The organism is Candidatus Pelagibacter sp. PS_16 (genome assembly GCF_059417965.1).
Genome location: NZ_CM182074.1, coordinates 507,862 through 529,857, shown reverse-complemented (window position 1 = coordinate 529,857; position 21,996 = coordinate 507,862). Strand labels below are relative to the sequence as shown.

At 36.2% G+C, this 21,996-nt stretch carries 1 protein-coding gene; it reads right to left on the bottom strand.

Annotation, left to right across the window (positions count from 1 at the left end; genetic code table 11):
- Positions 1 to 4: 4 nt before the first annotated feature.
- The gene (locus AC5SL0_RS02700) at positions 5 to 21,955 is read right to left on the bottom strand and encodes a cadherin-like domain-containing protein (protein ID WP_494618639.1); all 21,951 of its coding nucleotides are present in this window, start codon (positions 21,953 to 21,955) and stop codon (positions 5 to 7) included.
- Positions 21,956 to 21,996: the final 41 nt, after the last annotated feature.

Below are 21,996 nucleotides of genomic sequence, written 5' to 3'. Positions count from 1 at the left end.
TATTTTATAGTCTATTAATAAGGTCATTACCATAATCTTCCCAATCATTAAATTCTTTATCTAATTGGTCGCTTAAAGTAACAAATCTATTATTTTCACCCCCATCAAAATTTTGGGATACATTTTGCTCTTGTAATTCAACTTCTAAATCTTTTACAATAATTTTTCCATCTTGCTCAATAATAAGTTTTAATTCTAATTGAGAAACATCTTCAGGTGGATTTTCTGCAATAATTTGACCCGTTACAGGATCATACTCAAGCCAGTCAGGTACTTCGGTTCCATCTTTAAGAACAAGTTTAGTATTATTAAAATTACCTTTTAGCTCATTGGGTAAATCTATAATTAAATCATTTCCAATATTTAAAGGTTTAAGTTGAAAAATTGTTTCTGGTTTAAACGTTTCAATAATTTCATTGATATCTGCTGGATTGTTAAAATTTAATGTTTTGTTAAATGATCTTTCAACTAATCCATCTTCATTTTGTTTTACAATATTAACCGTACCATCTTCATTAACAGTAATTGAAGAATTTGTTCTTTTTGCTTGTTTGATAATTTTTCTATCTTGTTTTATTTTTTCAGGATCAATCTCAACTGCAATTTCTCGAGTTTCATTGTTTTTATCCGTTGCAATAATCATAATTTCAACTTTATCTACACCTTCTGGAATATTTGTGGTTGTTTGACCTGTTTTAGGATTAATTTTAATCCACTCAGGTAATGCAGAACCATCACTCATTTTTCCATCAAATTTAACAATCTCATTGTCGGCTTCATTCATGACACCAAATTTCAATTTTAAACCTTCTTGTTTGTCTTTAACTTTAAGGTTTGAAAGTTCTCCTTCAGAAATTTGAAGAGAGTCTGTTTCGGCAACTAAATCAACTAATTTAAGACCTTGGGAATAATCTGTTTTTCTTGCAGTTTGTTCAAATTCAAAATTATTTAAATCAAATTCTGTTGATTGATTTAGTTCTGTGAAAGTATTTTCAACTTGAACTCTTGCTTCCATTCTAGCTTGATTTATAATAATTCTTTCAGCTTTCTTTTCTCTAATTTCTTTAACAACACCACCACCATTTTGTAATTTTAATACAATTGAACTTGTATCCGTAACACCACTACCATCTCTAACTGTATAATTAAAATATTCATAAACTATTTCACCTGGATCCAATGTATCTTTTAAACCTTCATTAACTATATATGTGTAACTACCATTTGAGTTCATTATCAAAGAACCATAAGTTCCAATTAATGCCTCCCCTAATGTTCCAGCAGTACCTGAGCCTTCAGTTGATCCTGTTCTTATCTCGGTTACTATTGATGTATCATTTGAATCTGGATCAGTATCGTTAGTTAACACATCTTTTTCAGAGTCATTTGTGACTGTTAAAGTTGAAGTTGCTGCTATATCAATTGTATTACTATCATTAACACCAACTGGGGCATCATTAGCACCTGTAACCGTTATAGTAAGTTGTCCTGTATCTGTTCCACCATTACCGTCTGAAACTGTATATGTAAAATAATCTATTCCAGTTTCTCCACTACCTAAAACATCATTAGGCGTATAACTATATGTTCCATCTGAATTAATTGTTAAAGATCCATAAGTACCAGTTAAAGGTGTAGCTATTGCTCCAAATGTTCCAGAGCCAGACTCTGTTCCTGTTCTTATGCCTGATATTTCTAATGTATCTCCCTCTGTATCTGTGTCGCCATAGAGAATATCTGAAGTCCCGTCTGTGACTGTTGTAGTAGTGCCTTCTGTTGCGGTATTCGTTTCATTATCAGCAACTGGATTATCATTTATAGCGGTTACGTTAATTGTCATAGTGTAACTTGAAGCACTATCTGCATCGCCATCATTTACAGAGAAACCAATTGTTGTATAAGGAGATCCATTTTCATCTGCAGTAGGATTTAATCTTAAATAACTATTTGAGATATCTGTTGCAGTTATTACTTGATTTAAGGTTACATCTACCCAGTTTGATCCATTGTAATACTGCAACGCACCAGCGTCTTCTAATGTTGTAATTTTTACACTTACTAATGCATCGTCATCATCTGCATCTGTGTAGCCAAAATCAGATGTTGAAAATACATATGGTGTATCCTCTTCTGTTGAAACTGCATTGTTTGATGCTGTTGGCACATCATTAACACCAGTTACTGTAAAGATTAATGTTGCAGTGTCTGTCGCATTACTATCTGAAACTGTGTAAGTGAAACTATCTGTTGCAGTATCTGAGGCATCTAAATCGTCTGACGCTGATTGATCTGCAACGTAAGTGTATGTTCCGTTAGCTCCTATTTTTAATGTTCCATAAGTTCCAGTAACTGAGGTAAAATTGCTGTTATAAGTACTACTTCCAGCAACTGAACTATTGGATCCACCTGTTACTGCAATTTGAGTTACTGTTAAAGTGTCACTATCAGCATCCGTATCTCCATGTAAAACATCTGAAGTTCCATCGGTGACTGTGACCGTTGCATCTTCATTCACTGAATTAATTTCGTTGTCAGCTACTGGAGCATCATTTGTATTGATTACATTAACGGTCATTGTATACGAAGATGAACTGTCCGCATCTCCATCATTTACAGAAAAACCAATTGTTGTATAGGGTGAGCCTGTTTCATTTTCAGTAGGATTTAATCTTAAATAATTATTTGAGATATCGGTTGCAGTTATTACTTGATTTAAGGTTACATCTACCCAAGCGCTACCATTATAATATTGTAATGCACCAGCACTTTCTAATGTTGTAATTTTTACACTTACTAACACATCATCGTCATCTGCATCTGTGTAGCCAAAATCAGAAGTTGAAAATACGTAAGGGGTATCCTCTTGTGTTGAAACTGTATTGTTTGATGCTGTTGGAATGTCATTAATTCCAGTTACTGTAAAGATTAATGTTGCAGTGTCTGTTGCTGTTCCATCCGATATTGTATAAGTGAAACTATCTGTTGCAGTATCTGAAGCATCTAAATCGTCTGAAGCACTTTGATCCGCAACGTAAGTGTATGTTCCATCAGCACCAACAGTAAGTGTACCGTATGTACCTGTAACTTGAGTCCCACTTGAATTATAAGAACTTGAGCTTGCAACTGAAGAATTAGAAGCTCCTGTTACTGCAATTTGAGTTACGGTAAAACTATCATCATCATCAGCATCACTATCATCATCCATTAATAAACTTGATCCTGAACTTCTTGTAACTGTCGCATCTTCGTTAACAGCATCAGTATCATTGACTGCAACTGGAGCATCATTGATACCTGTCACTGTTATTGTAATTGTTGCAGTATCCGTTGCCGTTCCATCTGAAACTGTATAAGTAAAACTATCTGTTACTTGGTCGTTTAAATCTAAATCATCAGCAGCACTTTGATCGGCTACATATGTATATGTTCCATCACTTGCTAAAGTTAAAGTTCCATAAGTACCAGTTAAACCAGAACCAATTGAGCCTGCAGTTCCACTTCCGCCTTCCGCTCCAGTTCTAATTGCTGAAACTGTTAGAGATGCGCTGTCATCTGCATCCGTATCTCCATGTAAAACATCTGAAGTTCCATCTGTGACTGTAAGTGTTGCATCTTCATTTACTGAATTTGTTTCATTATCCGCAACTGGAGCATCGTTAATTCCTGTCACTGTAAAGATTAATGTTGCAGTGTCAGTAGCTGTTCCGTCTGAAACTGTATAAGTGAAACTATCTGTTGCAGTATCTGAAGCATCTAAATCATCAGCAGCACTTTGATCTGCAACGTAAGTGTATGTTCCATCAGCACCAACTTTTAATGTTCCATAAGTTCCAGTAATTGAAGTAAAATTGCTATTATAAGAACTTGAGCTTGCAACTGAAGAATTAGAAGCTCCTGTTACTGCAATTTGAGTTACGGTAAAACTATCATCATCATCAGCATCACTATCATCTGCCATTAATAAATTATCACCTGAAGTTCTGGTAACTGTTGCATCTTCGTTAACAGCATCAGTATCATTGACTGCAACGGGAGCATCGTTAACACCAGTAATAGTAATTGTAATTGTTGCAGTATCGGTTGCTGTTCCATCTGATAGTGTATAGGTAAAGACATCTGTTGCAGTATCTGAAGCATCTAAATCATCAGCAGCACTTTGATCTGCTACATATGTATATGTTCCATCAGCACCCACTGTTAAAGCACCATAAGTTCCAGTAATTGATTGACCATTTAAATAAGTGGTGCTCGATGTAACGCTTTCTGTGTTTCCATTTGTATGAGCAACGTTAGTTAAAGTTAAAGTATCTGATGAATCTGGATCTGTATCATTGTCATCTATTACTCCACTTGATGCAGATGAAATGGTTGTAGTAGCATCTTCATTAACACTAGCTGTATCATCAGTAGCTGTTGGAGTATCATTAACTGCTGTTACATTTACCGTAATAGTATTAGGTGTTGAACTACTTGCATCCCCATCATTTACTGTAAAATTAAAAGTAGTGTAAGGAGATCCATTCTCATCTGCAGTAGGATTTAATCTTAATTTATTAGCAGCAATGTCTGTTGCTGTTATCACCTGATTTAAAGTTACATCTACCCAAGCGCTACCATTATAATATTGTAATGCACCAGCATCTTCTAAAGTTGTAATTTTTACACTTACTAATGCATCATCATCATCTGCATCTGTGTATCCAAAATCTGATGCTGAAAATACATAAGGGGTATCTTCGTTTGTAGTAACTGCATTATCAGATGCAGTTGGCACATCATTAATTCCGGTTACTGTAAAGATTAATGTTGCAGTGTCAGTAGTATCACCATCTGAAATTGTGTAAGTGAAACTATCTGTTACAGAATCTGAGGCATCTAAATCATCAGCTGCACTTTGATCGGCTACATATGTATAAGTACCATCAGCACCAACAGTAAGTGTACCGTATGTACCTGTAACTTGAGTCCCACTTGAATTATAAGAACTTGAGCTTGCAACTGAACTGTTTGATCCACCTGTTACTGCAATTTGAGTTACTGTAAATGCATCATCATCATCAGCATCACTATCATCTGCCATTAATAAACTTGAGCCTGAACTTCTGGTTACTGTGGCATCTTCATTTAATGCATCAGTATCGTTGACTGCAACGGGAGCATCATTGATACCTGTCACTGTAAAGATTAAAGTAGCTGTATCCGTAGCTGTTCCATCTGAAACTGTATAAGTAAAACTATCTGTTGCAGTATCACTTGCATCTAAATCGTCTGACGCTGATTGATCTGCAACGTAAGTATAAGTACCATCAGCACCAACTTTTAATGTTCCATAAGTTCCAGTAATTGAAGTAAAATTACTATTGTAAGAACTTGAGCTTGCAACTGAACTGTTTGATCCACCTGTTAGTGCAATTTGTGTAACAGTAAAACTATCATCATCATCAGCATCACTATCATCTGCCATTAATAAACTTGAGCCTGAAGTTTGTGTTACTGTTGCGTCCTCATTAACTACATCGCTATCGTTAACTGCTACAGGAGCATCATTAATTCCTGTAACTGTAAAGATTAATGTTGCAGTGTCTGTCGCTGTTCCATCTGAAACTGTATAAGTAAAACTATCTGTTGCAGTATCTGAGGCATCTAAATCATCAGCTGCACTTTGATCTGCAACGTAAGTGTAAGTACCATCAGCACCTATAGTTAAAGTACCATATGTACCCGTTACTGATCTACCATTAGAATTATATGAACTTGAACTTGCAACTGAACTATTTGATCCACCTGTTACTGCAATTTGAGTTACTGTTAAGGTATCACCACTATCAACATCAGTATCTCCATGTAAAACATCTGAGGTTCCATCAGTCACAGTTACTGTTGCATCTTCATTCACTGAATTAGTTTCGTTGTCAGCTACTGGAGCATCATTAACAGCAGTAACGTTTACCGTAATTGTATTTGGAGTTGCGCTATCTGCATCACCATCATTTACAGAAAAACCAATTGTTGTATAAGGAGATCCATTCTCATCTGCAGTAGGATTTAATCTTAATTTATTAGCAGCAATGTCTGTTGCTGTTATCACCTGATTTAAAGTTACATCTACCCAAGCGCTACCATTATAATATTGTAAGGCACCAGCGTCTTCTAATGTTGTAATTTTCACACTTACTAATGCATCGTCATCATCTGCATCTGTGTATCCAAAATCAGAAGTTGAAAATACGTAAGGGGTATCTTCTGCAGTAGAAATTGTTTTATCTGAAGCTGTTGGTACATCATTAACACCAGTTACTGTAAAGATTAATGTTGCAGTGTCTGTCGCTGTTCCATCTGAAACTGTGTAAGTGAAACTATCTGTTGCAGTGTCTGAAGCATCTAAATCATCAGCAGCACTTTGATCGGCTACATATGTATATGTTCCATCTGCACCAACTTTTAATGTTCCATAAGTTCCAGTAACTGAGGTAAAATTATTGTTATAAGTACTACTTCCAGCAACTGAACTATTGGATCCACCTGTTACTGCAATTTGAGTTACTGTAAATGCATCATCATCATCAGCATCACTATCATCTGCCATTAATAAACTTGAGCCTGAACTTCTGGTTACTGTGGCATCTTCATTAACAGCATCAGTATCATTGACTGCAACTGGAGCATCGTTAATTCCTGTTACTGTAAAGATTAATGTTGCAGTGTCTGTCGCTGTTCCATCCGATATTGTATATGTGAAACTATCTGTTACTTGGTCGTTTAAATCTAAATCATCAGCAGCACTTTGATCTGCTTCATATGTATATGATCCGTCAGCTCCAACAACTAGAGTACCGTATGTTCCAGTTACTGAAGTTCCATTAGAATAAGTAGTGCTTGAGTTTACACTTGAATTTGATCCACCTGTTACTGCAATTTGAGTTACTGTAAATGCATCATCATCATCAGCATCACTATCATCTGCCATTAATAAACTTGAGCCTGAACTTCTGGTTACTGTGGCATCTTCATTAACAGCATCAGTATCATTGACTGCAACTGGAGCATCATTGATACCTGTCACTGTAAAGATTAATGTTGCAGTGTCTGTTGTTGTTCCGTCTGAAACTGTGTAAGTGAAACTATCTGTTGCAGTATCATTTAAATCTAAATCATCTGCAGCACTTTGATCAGCTACATATGTATAAGTACCATTTGCGCCAATAACCAGTGTACCATAAGTTCCCGTTACAGAAGTTCCATTAGAATAAGTAGTACTTGAAGTAACACTTGAGTTTGAACTTCCAGTAACAGCTATTTGTGTAACTGTTAAAGATGAAACTGTATCATCACCATCTACATCTGTATCGTTATCTTGTGTAACTCCACTTGAAGCTGAGGAAACTGTCAAGGTTGCGTCTTCATTTACTGAACCAGTATCGTTATTAGCAACGGGAGCATCGTTTGCTCCAAGAATTGTAATTGTAATTACTCCAATATCTGTTGCTGTTCCATCTGATAATGTATAATTAAATGAGTCTGTGACTGAGTCACCTGCATCTAATGCATCCGCTTCATCTTGATTGGCTACATAAGAATAAGAACCATCTGCTGCAATGGTTAATTGACCATACGTTCCCGTTAAAGCAGATCCAATGGATCCTGCTGTTCCTGAACCTTCACTTGAGCCTACTCTAATTGCAGTAACAGTTAGAGATGCACTATCATCAGCATCACTATCTGTATGAGAACTTGAACTAGTATCAATAATATCACCAGAGTGTTCACCTGTTGCATCATAACTTCCTGATAAATTGGCATTAGCACCATTTGAAACTGTTAAAGTTCCATCTTCGACAATAACTCCTACATCATTTTGTGCAACTGGAGCATCGTTAATTCCTGTCACTGTAAAGATTAATGTTGCAGTGTCTGTTGCCGTTCCATCCGATATTGTATATGTAAAACTATCTGTTACTTGGTCGTTTAAATCTAAATCATCAGCAGCACTTTGATCAGCTACATATGTATATGTTCCATTAGCACCAACAGTAAGTGTACCATAAGTTCCTGTTACTGTTTCTGGTGAACCAGAATTATAAGTACTATTTGCAGTAACTGCGTTATCAGAGCTACCAGTAACTGCTATTTGAGTTACTGTGAAACTATCATCATCATCAGCATCGCTGTCATCAGCCATTAATAAATTATCACCTGAAGTTCTGGTAACTGTTGCATCTTCGTTAACTGCATCAGTATCGTTGACTGCAACTGGAGCATCGTTAATTCCTGTTACTGTAAAGATTAATGTTGCAGTGTCTGTCGCTGTTCCATCTGAAACTGTGTAAGTGAAACTATCTGTTGCAGTGTCTGAAGCATCTAAATCATCAGACGCTGATTGATCAGCTACATAAGTATATGTTCCATTAGCACCTATTTTTAATGTTCCATAAGTTCCAGTAACTGAAGTAAAATTGCTGTTATAAGCACTGCTTCCAGCAACTGAACTATTTGATCCACCTGTTACTGCAATTTGAGTTACTGTTAAGGTATCACCACTATCTGCATCCGTATCTCCATGTAAAACATCAGACGTTCCATCTGTGACTGTGACTGTTGCATCTTCATTAACTGAATTAGTTTCATTATCTGCAACAGGTGCGTTATTTACATTTGTAACATTTACCGTAATTGTATTTGGAGTTGCGCTATCTGCATCCCCATCATTTACTGTAAAATTAAAAGTAGTGTAAGGCGAACCATTTTCATTAGTAGCTGGATTTAATCTCAACTTATTAGCAGCAATGTCTGTTGCTGTTATTACTTGATTTAAAGTTACATCTACCCAGTTTGATCCATTATTATATTGTAATGCACCAGCATCTTCTAAAGTTGTAATTTTTACACTTACTAACGCATCATCATCATCTACATCTGTATATCCAAAGTCAGAAGTTGAAAATACATAAGCTGTATCCTCATTTGTAGTTACAGTTTTATCTGCAGCTTCTGGTACATCATTAACACCAGTTACTGTAAAGATTAATGTTGCAGTGTCAGTAGTATCACCATCTGAAATTGTGTAAGTGAAACTATCTGTTGCAGTGTCTGAAGCATCTAAATCATCAGCTGCACTTTGATCGGCTACATATGTATAAGTACCATCAGCTCCAACAGTAAGTGTACCATAAGTTCCTGTTACCGTTTCTGGTGAACCAGAATTATAAGTACTGCTTGCAGTAACTGCGTTATTAGATCCACCCGTTACTGCTATTTGTGTAACTGTAAATGCATCATCATTATCAGCATCACTATCATCATCCATTAATAAACTTGAACCTGAACTTCTGGTAACTGTCGCATCTTCGTTAACAGCATCAGTATCATCAACTGCAACTGGAGCATCGTTAATTCCTGTAACCGTAAAGATTAATGTTGCAGTGTCAGTAGTATCACCATCTGAAATTGTGTAAGTGAAACTATCTGTTGCAGTATCATTTAAGTCTAAATCATCAGCTGCACTTTGATCGGCTACATATGTATAAGTACCATCAGCACCCACTTTTAATGTTCCATAAGTTCCAGTAATTGAAGTAAAATTGCTATTATAAGAACTTGAGCTTGCAACTGAAGAATTAGAAGCTCCTGTTACTGCAATTTGAGTTACGGTAAAACTATCATCATCATCAGCATCACTATCATCTGCCATTAATAAATTATCACCTGAAGTTCTGGTAACTGTTGCATCTTCGTTAACTGCATCAGTATCGTTGACTGCAACTGGAGCATCGTTAATTCCTGTCACTGTTATTGTAATTGTTGCAGTATCCGTTGCGGTTCCATCTGATAGTGTATAGGTAAAGACATCTGTTGCAGTGTCTGAAGCATCTAAATCATCTGCAGCACTTTGATCAGCTGCATAAGTATAAGTTCCATCCGCTGCTAAAGTTAATGTACCATAATAACCTACGACAGCATTTGTTCCTGCTGTTCCACTGTTTCCGTTTGCAGATGATGCATTTCCACCACTTTGATTTGTAGCTGATGTATGAGAATAAGTTGTAGCTGTTAAAGTATCGCCACTATCAACATCGGTATCTCCATGTAAAACATCTGACGATCCATCGGTAACGGTTAATGTTGCATCTTCATTGACTGAATTAGTTTCGTTATCTGCAACAGGTGCATCGTTAACTGCTGTTACATTGACTGTAATTGTATTAGCTGAGGCACTATCTGCATCGCCATCATTTACTGTAAAATCAAAACTAGTGTAAGAAGATCCATTTTCATTTGCAGCTGGGTTAAATCTCAATTTATTATTACCGATATCCGTTGCTGTTATCACTTGATTTTCAGTTACATCTACCCAAGCACTACCATTATTATATTGTAAAGCACCAGCATCTTCTAATCCTGTAATTTTTACACTTACTAACGCATCATCGTCATCTGCATCTGTGTAGCCAAAATCTGATGCTGAAAATACATAAGCTGTATCCTCATTTGTAGTTACAGTTTTATCTGCAGCAGTTGGTACATCATTAATTCCTGTTACCGTAAAGATTAATGTTGCAGTGTCTGTTGTTGTTCCATCCGATATTGTATAAGTGAAACTATCTGTTGCAGTGTCTGAAGCATCTAAATCATCAGACGCTGATTGATCTGCAACGTAAGTATATGTTCCATTAGCACCAACAGTAAGTGTACCATAAGTTCCTGTTACCGTTTCTGGTGAACCAGAATTATAAGTACTGCTTGCAGTAACTGCATTATTTGATCCACCTGTTACTGCAATTTGTGTAACGGTAAAACTATCATCATCATCAGCATCACTATCATCTGCCATTAATAAATTATCACCTGAAGTTCTGGTAACTGTTGCATCTTCATTTACAGCATCAGTATCATTGACTGCAGCTGGAGCATCATTGATACCTGTCACTGTTATTGTAATTGTTGCAGTATCCGTTGCGGTTCCATCTGATAGTGTATAGGTAAAGACATCTGTTGCAGTGTCTGAAGCATCTAAATCATCTGCAGCACTTTGATCAGCTGCATAAGTATAAGTTCCATCCGCTGCTAAAGTTAATGTACCATAATAACCTACGACAGCATTTGTTCCTGCTGTTCCACTGTTTCCGTTTGCAGATGATGCATTTCCACCACTTTGATTTGTAGCTGATGTATGAGAATAAGTTGTAACTGTTAAAGTATCACTATCTGCGTCTGTATCTCCGTGTAAAACATCTGAGGTTCCATCCGTAACAGTTAATGTTGCATCTTCATTAACAGCTCCTGTTTCATCATCTGCAACAGGTGCATCGTTAACTGCTGTTACATTGACTGTAATTGTATTAGCTGAGGCACTATCTGCATCGCCATCATTTACTGTAAAATTAAAAGTAGTGTATGAAGATCCATTTTCATTTGCAGCTGGGTTAAATCTCAATTTATCATTACCGATATCCGTTGCTGTTATCACCTGATTTAAAGTTACATCTACCCAAGCACTACCATTATTATATTGTAAAGCACCTGCATCTTCTAATCCTGTAATTTTTACACTTACTAACGCATCATCGTCATCTGCATCTGTGTAGCCAAAATCATTTGCTGAAAATACATAAGGAGTATCTTCGTTTGTAGTTACAGTTTTATCTGCAGCTTCTGGTACATCATTGATACCAGTTACTGTAATTATTAATGTAGCTGTATCAAACCATGTATTATCTGATACGGTATAAGTAAAACTATCTGTCACAGTATCACTTGCATCTAGCGCATCAGCTGCTGCTTGATCTGCAACATAAGTATAAGATCCATCAGCTCCAACTTTTAATGTTCCATAAGTTCCAGTAACTGTTGTAAAATTACTATTATAAGTACTACTTCCAGCAACAGAACTATTTGATCCACCTGTGACTTTAATTTGTGTCACCGTTAAAGATGAACTATCATCTGCATCTGTATCATCAGCAACTAATAATTCTGATCCTGAGCTTTCAGTTATAGTTGCATCTTCATTTACAGCATCTGTATCATTAACTGCAACTGGTACATCATTGATACCAGTTACTGTAATTATTAATGTTGCTGTAGATGTTGCTGTTCCATCTGAGACTGTATAAGTAAAACTATCTGTCACATTATCACCAACATCTAGTGCATCCGCTGCAGCTTGATCTGCAACATAAGTATAAGATCCATCAGCACCAACTTTTAATGTTCCATAAGTTCCAGTAACTGTTGTAAAATTACTATTATAAGTACTACTTCCAGCAACAGAACTATTTGATCCACCTGTGACTTTAATTTGTGTCACCGTTAAAGATGAACTATCATCTGCATCTGTATCATCAGCAACTAATAATTCTGATCCTGAGCTTTCAGTTATAGTTGCATCTTCGTTAACACTATCTGTATCATTAACTCCAATTGGGTCATCGTTCACTCCTGTAACAGTAATTGTAATATTGGCAGTATCTGTTCCACCATTTCCATCTGAAACTGTATAAGTAAATACATCTGTAACAGTGTCGCTTGCATCTAATGCATCCGCTGCATCTTGATCAGCTACATAAGTATAAGTTCCATTAGCACCAATGACTAATGTCCCATAAGTTCCTGTAACCGAAGTTCCGTTGCTATGATTGGTTCCTCCACTAACTGAACTATTTGATCCACCATCTTTTTTAATTTGAGTAATAACCAATGATGATGCGCTATCATCGGCGTCCGCATCTGTATCATTATCTTGAGTTACACCACTTGATGCTGTTGAAACTGTTAAAGTTGCATCTTCATTAACTGACCCTGTGTCATTTGTAGCTGAAGGTGCATCATTAACACCTGTGACTGTAATAGTTAAATTTGCAGTATCTGTTCCACCATTGCCGTCTGAAATAGTATAAGTAAATACATCTGTAACAGTGTCGCTTGCATCTAAAGCATCAGCTGCAGCTTGATCCGCAACATATGTATAAGTTCCATCAGCTCCAACCGTTAATGTTCCATAGGTTCCTGTGACTGATGTTCCGCTTGAATTATATGAGCTTCCTCCAGATACGGATGAATTACTTCCACCATCTTTTTTAATTTGAGTAACCGTTAAACTATCACCATCAGCATCTGAATCATCTGCATTTAATAAACCTGAACCTGAGCTTTGAGTAACTGTTGCATCTTCATTAACACTATCAGTATCTGCAACAGCTGAAGGAGCATTGTTACTACTATTAACTGTAATTGTTAAAGTAGCTGTATGTGTTGCTGTTCCATCTGATAATGTGTAAGTAAAAACATCGGTACCAGTACTTGAACCTGCAATGTATTGATAAGTACCGTCTGCACCAACTCTCAAAGTTCCCTTACTGCCAGTAACTGATGTGTAACCTGAATTATAAGCAGTTCCTGGATTAACAGCAGTTGCGCTTCCACTTGCTGTGGTTGCAACAATACTCGATACACTTAATGAAGCACTAGCATCTGCATCCGTATCCCCATGTAAAAGATCTGAAGTACCATCAGTGACTGTTAAAGTTTGAGTTGTATCAACTGAACCTGTTTCAGCATCTGCAACAGGTGTATCATTAATTCCATTAACAGTAATAGTTAAAACTGCAATATCCGTTTCACCTTGTCCATCTGAAACTGTATAATTAAAAGTGTCAGTTACCACATCACCTGGATCCAATGCATCCGCTGCATCTTGATTTGCTACATAGGTATATGATCCATTTGCAGCAATTGTTAATTGACCGTATGTTCCTGTTAAAGCTGAACCAACAGATCCTACGGTACCCGATCCCTCACTTGATCCTGTTCTAATCGCAGTAACTGTAAGAGTATCGCTATCAGGGTCTGTATCATAATTAGCAGTTGAACTTGTGTTAATGACATCTCCTGAATGTTCGCCGCTAACATTTACTACATTAAAAGGTGAAGCTAGATTCCATTCTTTAATTTTTGCTGGATCACTACTACCATTAAAACTAAAGAATTTTGATCCATCATTGTTAAAAGTGATAAATTGAGTAGGGACTCCATTACCAAGAGAACCAGTAGCTTCACCAGTATCAAAATAGGTGCTATTTGAACTTGCAGTCATAAGATCATAAGCAGTTGACAATGACCACTGTGATATTTTTGCTGTAGAACCAATTGTTGTTGTTTGATAAACTGTAAATAACTTTGTACCATCGTTATTATATTGCATACCAGTAACACTTGCAGACAAATATGAAGAAGTTTTTGAAGCAGTTGAAGTATCAAAAGAAGTACTTAAAGTATATTTGTATATACCACTAACTTCACTAATAAACATCTCTGAACCATCGTCATTAAAAAGAAATCTTCTATAATTTTTATACTGATTCCCTAACCGGAGGGAATTACCCGCTGTTACAGTGCTGGTAATATCGTAAGGGGTGCTTAAAGTGTATTGATACATATAACTTGAAGTATTTTGATTAGGAGAATCAAAAAGAACAAAAAGCTTTGTTCCGTCATTATTAAATCTCATAGCTTCGTTGTCTGTAGTCCATGAGCCTCCAACATCAGCATTATCATTACTTGAAACTGAAGCAGTTGATACGTCAAAAGGAATTGATAATGTGTATTGAAAAAGGCTTCTACCAGAGAGACCAGAAGCAGATCCTAATGTGTACATTTTTGTTCCATCAGGATTAAAAAGTAAATCGTTAAAAGTACTTTGAGTAGTAACAGGATTTGAATCTGAACCTGCAATAGTAAAGCTATCGCTATCATCGTAAGATGCTGGTGCAACAGTTGTTAAATTATCACCATCATCAACTTCTAACGTTGCATCTTCATTTACAGTACCATTATCATCTCGTGCAGTTAGATCTTGGCTAGCAATAATATTCATTGTAAGGGTTGCAGTAGATGTAGTGGAGCCATCTGAAACGATATAAGTGAAGACATCCTTTATATTTGCATCTCCTGCATCAAGGCCTGATATATTTGAGTTTGCAACATAAGAGTAAGAACCATCAGAGTTAATTGTTAAAGTACCGTACTCACCTGTCACTGTTTCAGAGTTACTTGAAAAAGTTGTTTGTGCATTTCCACCTGCTGTCGTTGCAGTGATACTAGTAATATTGCTACCATTATCAGTAATATCTCCAGTATGATTACCGGTGCTTGCTCCAGAGTTAGCGGCTGCACTATTTGCAACAGTTAAAGTTCCACCTTCTTTAATGAAACCTGCATCATTAACTCCAAGAATTGTAATTGTAATTACTCCAATGTCTGTTGCTGTTCCATCTGATAATGTGTAATTAAATGATTCTGTGACTGAGTCACCTACCGCTGCATCTTGATTAGCTACATAAGAATAAGAGCCATCTGCTGCAATGGTTAATTGACCATAAGTACCCGTTAAAGCTGAACCAATTGAACCAGCGGTTCCTGAACCTTCGCTTGAGCCTGTTCTAATTGCTGAAACTGTTAGAGATGCACTAGCATCGGCATCACTATCTGTATGAGAACTTGAACTAGTATCAATTACATCACCAGAATGTTCACCTGTTGCATCATAAGAACCTGAAACATTGGCATTAGCACCATTTGAAACTGTTAAAGTTCCATCTTCGACAATAACTCCAACATCATTTTGTGCAACTGGAGCATCATTCATACCAATTACTGTAATTGTTATAGTTGCTGTATCAGTTCCACCATTTCCATCATCTACAGTATAAGTAAATATATCTGTTACAGTATCTCCTGAATCTAAGGCCTGAGTTACTGTTAGATCTGCAGTATAAGTGTAAGAACCATTACCTTCTAAATCCAATGTTCCATAATAACCTGTAACATTGTTGGTTCCAGCTGTTCCAGTACTGCTTGTTGAAGATATACTACCCCCATCTTGATCTGTTGCTGATGTATGAGAGTAAGTTGTAACCGTTAGTGCGTCGCCCTCAGGGTCTGTATCATAATTATCTGTTGAACTTGTGTTAATGACATCTCCTGAATGTTCACCTGATACATCTATTAAGCTGAAAGGAGTAGTAAGCGAATATTCAAAAAGTTTATCTTGTTGTGAGCCTGTCACAAACATTTTTGTACCATCATTGTTAAATGTAATACCGAGTGGATACCAATCTTTAGATGAAACATCAAAACTACCTACAAACTCAAAAGTAGATGATAAGTCAAAACCAGTTGAGAGTGTATATTCATTAACATCCTTTCCCAATCCAGATATAAACATTTTTTTTCCATCATTGCTAAATGCAAAACCGTATGGACTTGCTTCTTGAGTGCCAACACTTACATAATTATTTGTACGAGATGCTGAAGTTACATCAAAGGCAGTTGAAAGAGAGTATTCATGCACTTCACGTTGTTGTGCATCTAGCGCAAATAATTTGGTTCCATCGCTATTAAATGCTACGTTTACACCACTACCCATATTACGAGTATTTGGGTACTCCAGTATTAAATCAAAGAAATTATTATTATAAGAACTTGTGGAAATATCATAAGCAGTTGATACGTCATATTCATATAATCTACCCGAATAAGCTGAATAGAATTTGGTTCCATCATTATTAAATGTGAAATTACTCGATGAAGAATTCTCATTACTAAGGTCAAAAGTTTCATCTGCACCATCAAATGAAGCACTAGAAATATCAAAGGCGGTTGTTAATGTATATTGATGAATTTCATTTGTATTTTGATAAGTATCAAGCACAAACATTTTTGTTCCATCAGGACTAAATTTTGTTTCCTGACTTTGATATCCTGCATCCCCTAAAGATTTAGATCTAACAAATGAAGCTGCAGTAACACTTGTTGTTGCATTACTACTATTAGAAACTGTTAACGTTACATCTTCATTTACAATACCAGTGTCACCTCTTGCAGTTGGTGCATCGTTAACTGCTGTTACATTGACTGTAATTGTATTAGCTGAGGCACTGTCTGCATCGCCATCATTTACTGTAAAATCAAAACTAGTGTAAGAAGATCCATTTTCATTTGCAGCTGGGTTAAATCTCAATTTATTATTACCGATATCCGTTGCTGTTATCACTTGATTTTCAGTTACATCTACCCAAGCTGATCCATTGTTATATTGTAAAGCACCAGCAGATTCTAATCCTGTAATTTTTACACTTACTAACGCATCATCATCATCTGCATCTGTGTAGCCAAAATCTGATGCTGAAAATACATAAGCTGTATCCTCATTTGTAGTTACAGTTTTATCTGCAGCTTCTGGTACATCATTGATACCTGTCACTGTTATTGTAATTGTTGCAGTATCCGTTGCGGTTCCATCTGAAACCGTGTAAGTAAAACTATCGGTTGCGGTATCTCCAGCATCAAGGTCATCAGCAGCTGATTGATCTGCTGTATAAGTATAAGTACCATCCGCACCAATTACTAAAGTACCATAAGTACCTGTTTTTGATGTTCCGTTACTATTGTAAGTACTACTTCCTGCAACTGATGAAGCAGATGCACCTGTTACTGCAATTTGGGTAACGGTTAATGCATCATTTTCAGTATCAGTGTCTCCATGTAAAACATCTGAAGTTCCATCGGTAACGGTTAATGTTGCATCTTCATTGACTGAATTAGTTTCATCATCTGCAACAGGTGCATCGTTAACTGCTGTTACATTGACTGTAATTGTATTAGCTGAGGCACTATCTGCATCGCCATCATTTACTGTAAAATCAAAACTAGTGTAAGAAGATCCATTTTCATTTGCAGCTGGGTTAAATCTTAATTTATTAGCAGCAATGTCAGTTGCTGTTATCACTTGATTTTCAGTTACATCTACCCAAGCACTACCATTATTATATTGTAAAGCACCTGCATCTTCTAATCCTGTAATTTTTACACTTACTAACGCATCATCGTCATCTGCATCTGTGTAGCCAAAATCTGATGCTGAAAATACATAAGCTGTATCCTCATTTGTAGTTACAGTTTTATCTGCAGCTTCTGGTACATCATTGATACCAGTTACTGTAATAGTTAAATTTGCTGTAGCACCATCTGCCGTATAGACAAATACATCTGTTACTTCATCATTTAAATCTAAATCATCAGCAGCACTTTGATCGGCTGTATAAGTATAAGAACCATCCGCACCAATTACTAAAGTACCATAAGTACCCGTAACAGAAGTTCCGTTAGATGTATAAGTACTACTACTAGCAACTGTTGAATTTGATCCACCATCTTTTTTAATATGGGTGACTACTAAACCATTAGTATCAGCAGCATCATCATTTAATACATCGTCTTGAGAACCAGTTTTAGTAATTGTTGCATCTTCATTAACACTATCCGTGTCATCTGTTAAAGAAATTGAACTTGCAACGGTAAAAGTAATGCTACCTACGTCATAGGCATTAGATCCTGAATTACTTTCATCATCACGTGTAGTAAATGTAAAAATGTCTGTTGCAGTTGCATCGTACGCGATATTATTTGTTGAACTTGCTGTGTAAGTATAAGTACCGTTTGCAGCAATATTTAATGAACCATAGGTTCCAGATACTGCTGAACCAACCCCAGTATTATCGGTTACAATTGAATTATTTGAACTTTCATTTCCTGATGCAACACCAGTTACTACTAAAACACTATCAGCATCATCACTATCTGCAACACCATCATGAACATCACCGGAACTGGTTCCATCAGCAGACACTGTTGATCCAACTGTTGCATCTGTAACATTTGGTGCAGCGTTAACAGATACTGTCATTGTGTAAGCTGATGAACTATAATCTGTACCATCATGAACTTTAAAACCAAACGTTACATTACTTTCTGAATTTGCAGCTGGGGTAAATCTTAATTTATTATTACTAATATCTGACGCTGTTATTTCTTGATTTAAAGTTACATCAGCCCAAGATGATCCATTAGATGAATATTCTAAAACACCCGCACTTTCTAAAGTAGTAATTTTTATTTTTGATAAACTATCACTATCACCGTCTGAATAATTAAAATCACTGGCTGCAAATATTTTTGAAATATTAGATGGTGTTCTATCTCCTGCTGAAGATACTTGGTTATTTTCATTAATGTATACTGTTGAATTAGATGCGGTAGGTGCAGCGTTAGATGAATTAACAGTAATAGTTAACGTTGCAATATCTGTTGCACCAAATTCATCGGTTACAGTGTAGTTAAAACTATCAGTTCCAGCGCTTGAACTTGCAACATAAGTATAGGTACCATCAGAGTTCATTGTTAAAGCACCATAACTTCCATTTAAAGCTGAACCAATTGTACCTGCGTCACCTGAACCTTCTGATGAACCTGTTCTGATTGCAGAAACAGTTAAAGATGCATCTGCATCAGCATCCGTATCACCTGCTAAAACATCTGAAGACCCATCTGTAACAGTTAATGTTGTACTAACATCTGTTGAATTAGTTTCATTGTCAGCGATTGGTGTATCATTGATACCTATAACGGTAATTGTTAAATCTGTATCTCCATTAATAGTAAAATAATCATACACAATATCCCCTGGATCTAGTGCATCCGCTGCATCTTGATTTGCAACATAACTATATGAACCATTGGATTGAATAGTTAACTGACCGTAAGTTCCGGTTAAAGCAGTATTAGTTGAACCTGATGTTCCACTTCCTGCAGCAACTGTTCCTGTTCTAATTGATGAAACAGTTGAGATACTTTCGGCAGATTTAGTTTGATCCACATTTGCAAGTGAAAATGGTGTTGAAACAGTATACTCAGTAATATCCTCAGCTAAATCATCTATTGCAAAAAGTTTTGTTCCATCTTTATTCCAAGTAACTTCTCCAAAATTATTACTTGCTATTTCTGTTCCTAATTGAAAACTTCCTTCATTGGTAACCGTTGAAGATAAATCCCAAGCAGTTGCAATTGAAAACTCATGAATTGTGTTATTATATTCATTGATGAACATTTTTTTTCCATTTGGACTAAAGCTAATTGAGTTGGCATATGTGTCGGTTAGGATTGATGAAAGATCTTTTTCAACATCTGGAGTTTGATAAGATGATAGATCCCATGCTGTTCCTAAACTAATTTGATGAACTGTTTTATCAGACCCTAAAATAAATAATTTGGTTCCATCCTCGCTAAATGTAATGTCTCTATTATATAAGCTATTACTAGCTGTTACTCCATAAAGAGAAACTGTATTTAAATCATCTGAAGAACTTCTTTGATTTGTGGACACATCCCAGGGGGTAGTCAAAGTCGATTGATAAACATATCCTGTATCAAGATCTGATGTAAACATTTTAGTTCCATCATTGCTAAAAGCTATTCCATAAGCCCTGGAACTGGAATGAGGGTTTGAGGCTAAAGTAGTACCTGTTACTGATGAAGTTTGGGTTGAAATATCGTAAGCAGTTCCAAGATTATGTGTAGTTATTGTATCGTTAGTATGCTCTAGAACAAATAATTTAGTCCCATCATCGCTAAAAGTCATTCTTCTTGGGCTACCTGATGATGAACTTAATGTAGATCCTGAGTCGACTGTAATTGGATCAGGACTTGAAGCGCTTCCTCCATTGCTAACTGATACAGAGCCATCTTCTTCAACAGTTGCTGAACCATCTGATGAGTTTGGTACAACGAGAATTCTTATATAATCTCCAGCGGAAACATTCGCATTCTGCGCTCCAAATTGTAAAAGATTATTTGTTCCACTTCCATGATTTGAAACAGAAACCCAATCAGAACCGCTACTACCATTTGCAATAGCTGCAGATGAACTATGAGATTGAGTAGTATTAAAGAAGTTTGTCATACCAGTATGACTTTTTTTACCCTCTGCCATTCTACCACCGTCATTATCTGAAGAATTGCTACTTCCTCCGCTACCACTCATTGCATAAATTAAATTGCCAGAATGATATGTGTTACCACCAACACTTGCTGCTCGAGTTTTTGCTTGATCAAAAAATATTCCAACTATTTCACCGTCAAAAACAACTTCTCCAGCTGAACCACTGGCTCTTTTGTTTATATCCTCTACTAGAAACATTAGATATGAATTTACCGTAATATTGCTTGAAGCATTTTGATTAGCTCCATTTTGTAATGCAGCATCTCCAGTATCATTATCGTCATCGAAAATATAAGTTGAATCAACATCAAGATTCGAAATTAATTCTCCACTAGAAACAGAAACATTTTGTTGTTCTACAGCTAAACCAAAATCAGAACCAACTGTTGCAAAAGCTCCTGAGCTTCCAAGTCCAACATTACCAGAATTCATCATTGTAACATTGCTATCAATATGAGTAACACCTGAGTTAGATAGAACACCTGAAGAAGATAATGATCCAAGAGCATGTTTGTAATTTTTAACTTTAAGTTCTTCTTCACCAATTAAACCTTCTTTTTTTTCTAATACCCAGTCTCCACCTTTACCAGTAAGGTCATCTGATGCTGCAATATCTGCTTTAGTAATCTCTGATATTTTTTTAATTAAAATTTCACCTTGTTCAGTGGAAGCTACATTACAACCATAAAATAAAATATCCCCACTTGTGGTTAACGATTGACCAATGGATGCTAAAGTTGATTGGTAATTAGTGATGGTGTCGTTATTTAAAAAAGCATTACCAAATAAAATTTCTCCAGCACTACCGTGACCGATGATGTGCAAACCATCAATATCTTTTCGATCATTTAAAATTTCACTAATTCTTTTAAATCCATCTTCATTGGAGTTGATTAAATAAAACTCAGTGTTTTCTTTAAATGAATTAATAATGGTTTCATAATCAGAGACAGCACTATCAATGAAAACTACATTTTTTTTGTTTTGGTCTCTTGCAGTGTTTGCAAAAGGAACTTCATTGTTGTCTTTAGTGGTATCGATTATTTTAGAGTTTTTTTTTATCTCTTCTTGATTGCGTTCATCAATTAAATCTAAAAAGGTTGAGGCCCCTGCTCCATCGAGCATTATCCTCTGCTCAAGGGCTTCTATAAATATTTTCTGTTTCT